The following is an 8120-nucleotide window of genomic DNA, read 5'->3' on the forward strand; positions in this document are numbered from 1 at the left end:
ATTATCCCCTAACTTTCTGGGACCAAATCCGAGTAGGTAATCCCCAAACGTAGATAAAGCCTTCGGCTGCTTTATGATCGAATTTGTCTTCTGCGCCGTAGGTGGCTAAGTCGGGAGAGTATAGAGAATTATCTGACCAACGTCCGACAATGGTAGCATTACCTTTGAGGAATTTAACCCGCACTGTCCCCGATACTCGTTCCTGAGTTGATTGAATGAAGCCATCTAAAGCCGCTTTGAGGGGAGAGTACCACAATCCTTGATAAATTATATGGCTGTAGGTCTCCTCAATACCCCGCTTGTAGTGGGTAACATCGGCGGTTAAAGTTAGGCTTTCTAAATCGCGGTGCGCCTGGATTAAGACTAAAAGAGCAGGTGCTTCGTAGATTTCTCTAGATTTAATCCCGACTAAGCGATTCTCAATCATATCGAGTCGCCCAACCCCATGATTGCCAGTAATCTCGTTAAGTTCGGTAATTAGTGCAACTGGACTGAGGGCTTTACCATTGAGACTAGTGGGAATACCGGATTCAAACCCAATTTCCACATATTCTGCCTCATCTGGAGTATCTGCGATCGCCTTTGTCATCAGATAAATCTCCTCCGGCGGCTCATTTGCCGGATTTTCTAGCACTCCCGCCTCAATACTCCGTCCGAGGAGGTTACGGTCAATACTATAAGGAGAGGACTTTTTTACAGGAGAAGGAATCCCGAACTTTTCCCCGTAAGCAATAGTCTCCTCACGGCTAAAACCCCACTCCCGCGCAGGTGCGAGTACCTTCAAGCTAGGATTAAGTGCCATAATTGACACATCAAACCGTACTTGATCGTTTCCCTTACCTGTACAACCGTGAGCTACCGCATCTGCACCATATTTCTCAGCCGCTTCTACTAATAACTTAGCAATTAGCGGACGAGCAAGTGCTGTGGATAGGGGATAACGATTCTCGTATAGGGCATTAGCTTGAATTGCCGGAAACGCATAGTCTTTGACGAAGCTTTCAGTAGCATCTGCCACCAGAGATTCTACTGCTCCGGATTTCAAGGCTTTTTCTTGAATTGGTCCTAGTTCATCACCTTGACCTAAATCTGCTGCCAGGGCAATCACTTCCTCGACACCCCACTCTTCTTTGAGATAGGGAATACAGACAGAGGTATCTACTCCACCTGAATAGGCTAATACAACTTTGCGTGCGCGACCCATGAATTTCTCACCCTGGGAAAGGACAAAGAGATCATTGTATCTGGTTGAGCGACAATAAATTGATCGGGGCAAACAAAAAATTGCATCTACTTTGGTTCCACAGCAAGAGCCATCAAGCTACGGCTATTATGGAAACTTAGAAGAAACAAAGCCGAAAGCCTCTGTGTCAAGAGACAGAGGAGCGTCAACGGAAACAAAGCCAATAGGATAGGTTAGAGGTAACAAAATAAGCTTCCTGTCAAGTAGATTTATCTCGCACTCAGGGAAGCCAAAATACCCAACCCAATCCGTGCAACAGCACCAAGCAGAAAAATCTATTGGGGAAGCATCTAAATTGGGCAACCAAGTGACAGGCAAATCGAATAGGTGACACAAACTGATGTTATTGCGAACTTTGAGCCGTTGGTTTTCCAATCCTTCTCGTAAAAAATTACCGCTACGCCTACTGCTTGTGGTCCCCTTTATGCTGCAAATTTCTGTCGCTGTGGGATTGACGGGTTGGTTGTCCATCCGCAACGGACAAAAAGCGATAAATGAGCTGGCGGAGCAGTTGCAGAGTGAGGTGAGCAACCGTATCAGTCAGCATCTGAATGTTTATTTAGCCACTCCTCATCAAATTAATCAAATTAATTTGGATGCTGTCGAGTTAGGGCTATTGAATTTGTCTGACTTTAAAAGTGTTGGCCAATACTTTTGGCAACAAATGAAAGTGTTCGATGTTGGCTATATTTCATTCGGTAACGAGGAAGGTGAATTTATTGGGGTTGAGCGTTTAGATAACGGTCAATTGCTGATCAATGAAGTTTCCAATAAAGTACAACCGGGCAAACTTTACATTTATAACACAGACGAGCGGGGAAATCGTACTAAATTAATCGGGATTAAAGAGTGGGACCCTAGGAGCGAGGACTGGTATTTCCAGCCCGTCAAGACAGGCAAAGCAATGTGGAGTTCGGTTTACCAGTGGGAGGATAAGCCGGAGGTTTTATCAATTTCTTCAAGCTATCCTGTCTACGATAAAAAAAATAACAAGATTATCGGAGTTCTCAGTATCGATCATATTTTGACTCAGGTTAGTGATTTTTTAGATAGTTTAAATGTTAGTAAATCTGGAAAGACTTTTATCTTAGAACGGAATGGATTACTAGTTGCTAGTTCCCGGAAAGATCGAGCATTCACCATGATTAACGGTCAAGCTCAACGGCTTAAAGCATCAGAAAGTAGTAATCCAATGATTCGATTAACTACTGATGATTTGCTGAAGCGGTTTGGCAACTTAAATAAAATTAAAGAGCGCAAACAAATCGCCTTTACTAAGAGCGATGGCACTCAGCAGTTTGTTCAGATAACGCCATTTCAAGATAAGTTTGGTTTGGATTGGCTGATTGTAGTGGTAGTGCCAGAATCAGATTTCACAGAGCAAATTAATGCCAATACTCGGATCGCAATTTTATTATCTTTAGGGGCAATTGGGTTAGCCACGGGGCTGGGTATTTTGACTTCTGGCTGGATTACTAAGCCAATTCTACGATTGAGTGTAGCGAGTCGGGAGTTGGCAGAAAAAGCGATTTCACCAGACTTTGCTAACAAACCGCTACTGGAAGAGGTTGAAGTCAATGGTATCGCAGAAGTGGATGTTCTCGCCGCCGCATTTAACCTGATGGCAAGACAACTTCATACATCCTTTAACACCTTGGCAAAAACAAACGAGCAATTAGAAGTGCGAGTGGAACAACGAACCGCAGCCCTGCATCTATCGGAGGAAAAGTTTACCTTAGCTTTTCGCGCTAGTCCCCACCCCATTATCATTTCTACTATGGGAGATGGACGTTTTATAGAAGTAAATGAAAGCTTCCTTTCCCTAACTGGTTACGAGCTAGAAGAGATTGTGGGGCGGACAGAATTGGAGCTGAATCTTTGGGTGAATCCTGAAGATAGAGATGCCATGTTCCAGTTGCTAGAAAGAGAAAGAAAGATTCGCAGTCAGGAATTCGATTTTCGGATCAAGTCAGGAGAAGTAAGGACTGGGTTATTGTCCGCAGAAATCATCAAGCTAGATGAAGGAGACTGCTTGTTAGCTGTGGTTAATGATATTACTGAACGGAAGCGGATTCAAGATGTTCAGCAGGAGAGAGAAAGACGAATCAGGAACCAGAATGCGGTATTGTTAGAGCTATCCAAAAATCATATCCCTAATTCAGTAGATTGGCAGACAGCGTTGAGAGAAATTACTGAAGCTGCTGTTAATACAATAGATATCGAACGAGCTAGTATCTGGCTTTATAACGATCGGGATTCGGCATTAGAATGTATTGACCTATTTTCGCGATCGCAAGGAACCCATCACAAAGGAAATAAACTTAGTCCGGATGATTATCGCGCCTATTTTAAAGCATTAGAAGAAGCACGAACTATTGCTACTTATGATGCCTATAATGATATCAGAACTCGCCAATTAAGAGAATCTTACTCGGAAGAATCGGGGCTTACTTCGGTGCTAGATGCTGCCATTAGACTGGGTGGGAAAACAGTGGGTGCGATTTGTTTAGATAGGGTGGGAGAAGTGCGGTATTGGACGTTAGAAGAGCGGAATTTTGTCGGCTCTCTGGCGGATTTAGTGGCTTTAGCCCTAGAAGCACGGGATCGCCAGCGTGCAGAAGAAGCCCTCAGAGAAAAAGAGCAATATTTGCGGTTAGTTTTAGATAATATTCCTCAACAAGTTTTCTGGAAAGATACTGATTTAGTATTCCTTGGTTGTAACAAAAATTGGGCGAATTACGCACAGATTGAATCTCCAGAAGCGGTGATAGGACTTACAGATTACGATTTAATTTCTAGCCGAGATATAGCTGATGAATTCCGCGATCAAGATCGTAAAATAATGGAAAATAATACTCCCCAATTACATGTAATCGCAACGAAACAGAAGCCTTCAGCAGATGGTCAAACAATTTGGCTAGATATTAGTAAAATTCCTATTCACGATTCCTATGGGAATGTGATTGGTATTTTGGGAGTATTAGAAGATATTACCCAGCGCAAGAGAGCTGAGGAAGCTTTGCTAGTTGAACAAGAAAAATCTGAACGTTTATTATTAAATATTTTGCCCGAGGTAATCGCCCAACAATTAAAACAAAATCAGAATAAATTAGGAAAGCCCAATGGCGAAGCACTCATTGCGGAACAATTCGATGATGTGACTATTTTATTTGCCGATATTGTTGGGTTTACTCCCCTCTCTAGCAGGATGTCTCCTACAGAATTAGTTCACTTACTCAATCAAATCATTTCTAAATTCGATCAGTTGTCAGAAAAATATGGGTTGGAAAAGATCAAAACTATCGGTGATGCCTATATGGTGGCAGGCGGATTACCAATGCCCATGGCAAATCATGCGGAAGCTATAGCAGAAATAGCGCTAGAGATGCAATCATGTATCACCCAATTCCAAACTGATAAAGGGGAACCATTCCAAATTAGAATTGGCATTAATACGGGCGCAGTAGTCGCTGGCGTAATTGGGACGAAAAAGTTTATTTATGACTTGTGGGGTGATACTGTAAATATGGCATCGCGGATGGAATCTCAAGGTATTCCTGGTGGTATTCAAGTGACGGAAGCGACTTACAATCGTTTGCAGGATAAATATATTTTAGAGAAGCGTGGTGCGATTTCGGTTAAGGGTAAGGGGGATATGATTACTTATTGGTTGACGGGGAGAGGTAATGGGTAGGGGAGCATCCCACTTTGGCAAAGATACTCATTTTTTGCCCCCCTTTTCACCCCCCCAGCCCCCCTTGTCAAAGGGGGGAGAAAGAATACAACCTGCATTTCTTCCAAATCGGGATGCTCCCATGGGTAGTAGGGAATCGGGAATGGGGAGTGGGTTTTTTGGAGTGGGGAATGGGGAAAATATCAGTCAAATACCCAAAAATTGGCCTAAGCCATTTCTGATTCAAGAGTTGATTGAATTATCCATACCGGAAGTATACAGATTCTATTGTGTAGATGGTGAATTATTCGGTTTTAACGCGAGGAGATTCCCAGATAAAAATATCAAAAGTCCCTGGGTAGCCCACGCCCAAGGGGCAAGATATGAATATGGGGAAAATCCAGATAAGGAAGCAAAATAGAAACTCAATGAACTAATATGTATCCAATTTGCATAAAATTAAGTGTAGATCAAAAAAATATTGATAAATATTGATGAAGACAAACAGTACAGTATCCTACGCCATCGACTTTGGCACTAGTAACACGGTAATCGCACGTTGGAATTCCCTCACTCAGCAACCGGAAACCTTAAATTTACCCGGTTTATCCCTGCAACTGAGTCAAAATCCGCCCTTAATTCCCAGCTTGGTCTACGTGGAAGATGCAAGTCAGGGTAAGGTTATTGTAGGGCAATCTGTACGCGATCGCGGTTTGGATATCGCAAATAATCCTCGTTTCTTCCGTAGCTTTAAGCGGGGTATTGGTACGGCTCTCCAGGGGTTTTTGCCGGAATTGGATGGAAAAATGGTCAGGTTTGAGGAGGTTGGGGAATGGTTTATTAGTGAGATTATTGCTAAACTTTTACCCCCCCTAGCCCCCCCTTATGAAGGGGGGGGACTGGAGAATGAGAAGATTGAATCTTTGATTTTAACTGTGCCTGTTGATAGTTTTGAAGCTTATCGCCATTGGCTGACAGGGGTATGTAAATCTTTGCCTGTTGAACAGATTAGACTATTAGATGAACCGACGGCGGCGGCTTTGGGTTATGGGATTGCTGAGGGGGAGATATTATTAGTAGTTGACTTTGGTGGGGGTACGCTGGATTTGTCTTTGGTGCGGTTGGATGTTAATAGTCAATCGGGAACTAAGCCTTTGGGATTTATCCTCAAATGGGGAGAAAAGTTACTGGGGGAAAGTTCGGGGCAAAAGGTGAGATTAGCCCGTGTTTTAGCTAAGGTAGGGCAAAATTTGGGCGGTGCGGATTTGGATAATTGGTTGGTGGATTATTTTGCTCAAACTCAAGGTTTAAGCAAGTCTCCTCTCACTACTAGACTGGCAGAAAGATTGAAAATTCAGTTGTCTGAGAAAGAGTCAGCCACAGAGGTTTATTTTAATGATGAAACCTTCGAGAGTTACCAACTTAAACTGAATCGCGATACTTTCGATAAGATTTTACAAGAACATCAGTTTTTTGATATCCTCAATGAGAGGATGACACAACTATTACAACAAGCGCGACGAAATGGGATAGAAGTATCGGATATCGATGGTGTTTTATTAGTTGGCGGTACAGTAAAAATTCCTGCTGTCCAAAATTGGGTAAAACAATATTTCGATGAAGATAAAATTCGCTGCGATAAACCATTTGAAGCCATCGCCCAAGGCGCACTGCAACTTGCCCAAGGAATTGAAGTGCAAGATTTCCTCTATCACAGTTACGGGATTCGCTATTGGGATAGGCGGAATAATTGCCATAACTGGCATCCAATTATTAGAGCTGGACAATCTTACCCAATGGCAGATGCAGTAGAATTACTATTGGGCGCATCAGTAGAAAATCAACCCAGTATTGAATTAATTATCGGCGAATTAGGTGCAGATAGCGGTGCAACTGAAGTATATTTTGAAGGAGATCGTTTAGTTACGCGGCAATTAAGTGGCGGTAAAATAGCAGTACAAGCATTAAACGATAGGGATGGTGCGAGAAGCATCGCCCAACTGACACCAAAAGGAAATCCAGGCAGCGACAGGATTAGAATTCAGTTTACCGTAGATCGCGATCGCGCTTTGCGGATTAGTGTTGATGATTTATTAACTAATGAAACTTTATTAGAAAATAGAGTTGTGGCACAGTTAAGTTGATGTAATTGCTAATTGCTAATTGCTAAGTGTTTATATTAAGTGCTGTTGTGTTGAGATTGTTCGTAGTTGGTAGATGATGCGATTCTGCTTCTGTCATTTGGGCGGTTTGCAGAAGTTCGGGAGGAAGGGTGATATTCATAAGGTTACTTTTGCGAAAACAGTTTCTAATCAATTATGATATTTACCTGGGAACATTATAAATTATTCAGATTGATAGTAGATTCCTGACGAGCATGATAAATCAATTCTTCTAATTCTGTTAGAGTATCATCGTCAGCAAAAGCGCCCGCTTGACGCAATAATATTGTTCTCCCATCGCGGCATCGCAGCCAGTCATCAATTGCACTTTTGAGAAATCGCCAAGTACGATCGATCTCTTGTCCTGGAATTTTACCTATGTTAGCTTGTTGGACAACAACTTCGGGAGAAAGGCGCAAGTATTGGGCGGTTTCTTCAAGGGTTAAAACGCTAGGATAAGTTGTAATTTGCATTAGACATCTCCAAAATATAAACTATAGTATAGCAATAGACAAGGCAGTTAAGGTATCAATAGTGAGGGGAGGGTGTTAGCGTTAGCTTGGCGCTAGCCTAGCAAGAGGATATAAATATTTAGGGTTTGTTGCCAAGGTTATCGCCCTCTTGCTTCACCCCTACAGAGATAAAATATCTTGAGATTATTTGTTGGAGATGTCTAATGATGAATTAATTTTCCCTCTTATCCCAGTGCGTCTAAATTCCCCCATTCTTTCTCTATTTTCTCGATATCTTTATTTGCGCCGAGTTGGGTGAAGAGTTGGTGGGAAGTTTCGTAGTGTTGTTGGGCGAGATTGATGTTACCTCGTTGGCGATAGAGTTGGGCTAAAACCCAGTAAATTTCTGCCGCAAGGTATGTATCGCCAATTTCTTGGGCGATTTCTAAACCACGCTGAGAATAAACTTCGGCTAATTCCAGGTTGCCACGTTTAAGTTCATTTTCGCCTAAACTTCCCCAAGATGAAGCCATACCTTTGCGATCGCCTAATTCTTCCTTTATTGTTAGGCATTGTCGATATAATCTTTC

The 8120-nt window shown here is 42.4% G+C and carries 6 protein-coding genes; 3 read left to right on the forward strand and 3 right to left on the reverse strand.

Annotated features, from left to right (window positions below):
• Position 1: 1 nt before the first annotated feature.
• Entirely contained in the window at positions 2–1204 is a 1203-nt protein-coding gene (locus NJ959_RS21665) for an argininosuccinate synthase (RefSeq protein WP_254013822.1), read from the reverse strand.
• Positions 1205–1667: 463 nt separating this feature from the next.
• Between NJ959_RS21665 and NJ959_RS21670 the strand changes: the two genes are divergently transcribed.
• From NJ959_RS21670 to NJ959_RS21680, 3 genes are all read left to right on the forward strand, one after another.
• Entirely contained in the window at positions 1668–4937 is a 3270-nt protein-coding gene (locus tag NJ959_RS21670; RefSeq protein ID WP_254013823.1) for an adenylate/guanylate cyclase domain-containing protein, read from the forward strand.
• Between the two features lie 121 nt (positions 4938–5058).
• Positions 5059–5337, forward strand: a complete 279-nt coding sequence (locus NJ959_RS21675; RefSeq protein WP_254013824.1) for an ATP-grasp domain-containing protein — start codon at positions 5059–5061, stop codon at positions 5335–5337.
• Positions 5338–5410: 73 nt separating this feature from the next.
• Positions 5411–7060 carry an Hsp70 family protein gene (locus tag NJ959_RS21680; protein ID WP_254013825.1) on the forward strand — a complete coding sequence of 550 codons (1650 nt, stop codon included), beginning with the start codon at positions 5411–5413 and terminating at the stop codon, positions 7058–7060.
• Between the two features lie 194 nt (positions 7061–7254).
• Here the strand turns inward: NJ959_RS21680 and NJ959_RS21685 are convergent, their stop codons facing one another.
• Both NJ959_RS21685 and NJ959_RS21690 read right to left on the reverse strand, forming a co-directional pair.
• On the reverse strand, positions 7255–7551 hold the full coding sequence (locus tag NJ959_RS21685) for a helix-turn-helix domain-containing protein (RefSeq protein ID WP_254013826.1): 297 nt from the start codon (positions 7549–7551) through the stop codon (positions 7255–7257).
• Positions 7552–7775: 224 nt separating this feature from the next.
• Positions 7776–8120, reverse strand: a 345-nt coding sequence (locus tag NJ959_RS21690; RefSeq protein WP_254013827.1) for a tetratricopeptide repeat protein, incomplete at its 5' end; no start/stop codon positions are given.

The organism is Limnofasciculus baicalensis BBK-W-15 (assembly GCF_024178385.1).
In the GTDB taxonomy this organism is placed as follows: Bacteria; Cyanobacteriota; Cyanobacteriia; order Cyanobacteriales; family Coleofasciculaceae; genus Limnofasciculus; species Limnofasciculus baicalensis.

What these genes read in the sequence shown, in the direction of transcription:
- NJ959_RS21685 (WP_254013826.1), bottom strand. Translation starts at nt 7,551, where the DNA reads ATGCAAATTACAACTTATCCTAGCGTTTTAACCCTTGAAGAAACCGCC.
- NJ959_RS21675 (WP_254013824.1), top strand. Translation starts at nt 5,059, where the DNA reads ATGGGTAGTAGGGAATCGGGAATGGGGAGTGGGTTTTTTGGAGTGGGG.
- NJ959_RS21680 (WP_254013825.1), top strand. Translation starts at nt 5,411, where the DNA reads ATGAAGACAAACAGTACAGTATCCTACGCCATCGACTTTGGCACTAGT.
- NJ959_RS21665 (WP_254013822.1), bottom strand. Translation starts at nt 1,204, where the DNA reads ATGGGTCGCGCACGCAAAGTTGTATTAGCCTATTCAGGTGGAGTAGAT.
- NJ959_RS21670 (WP_254013823.1), top strand. Translation starts at nt 1,668, where the DNA reads ATGCTGCAAATTTCTGTCGCTGTGGGATTGACGGGTTGGTTGTCCATC.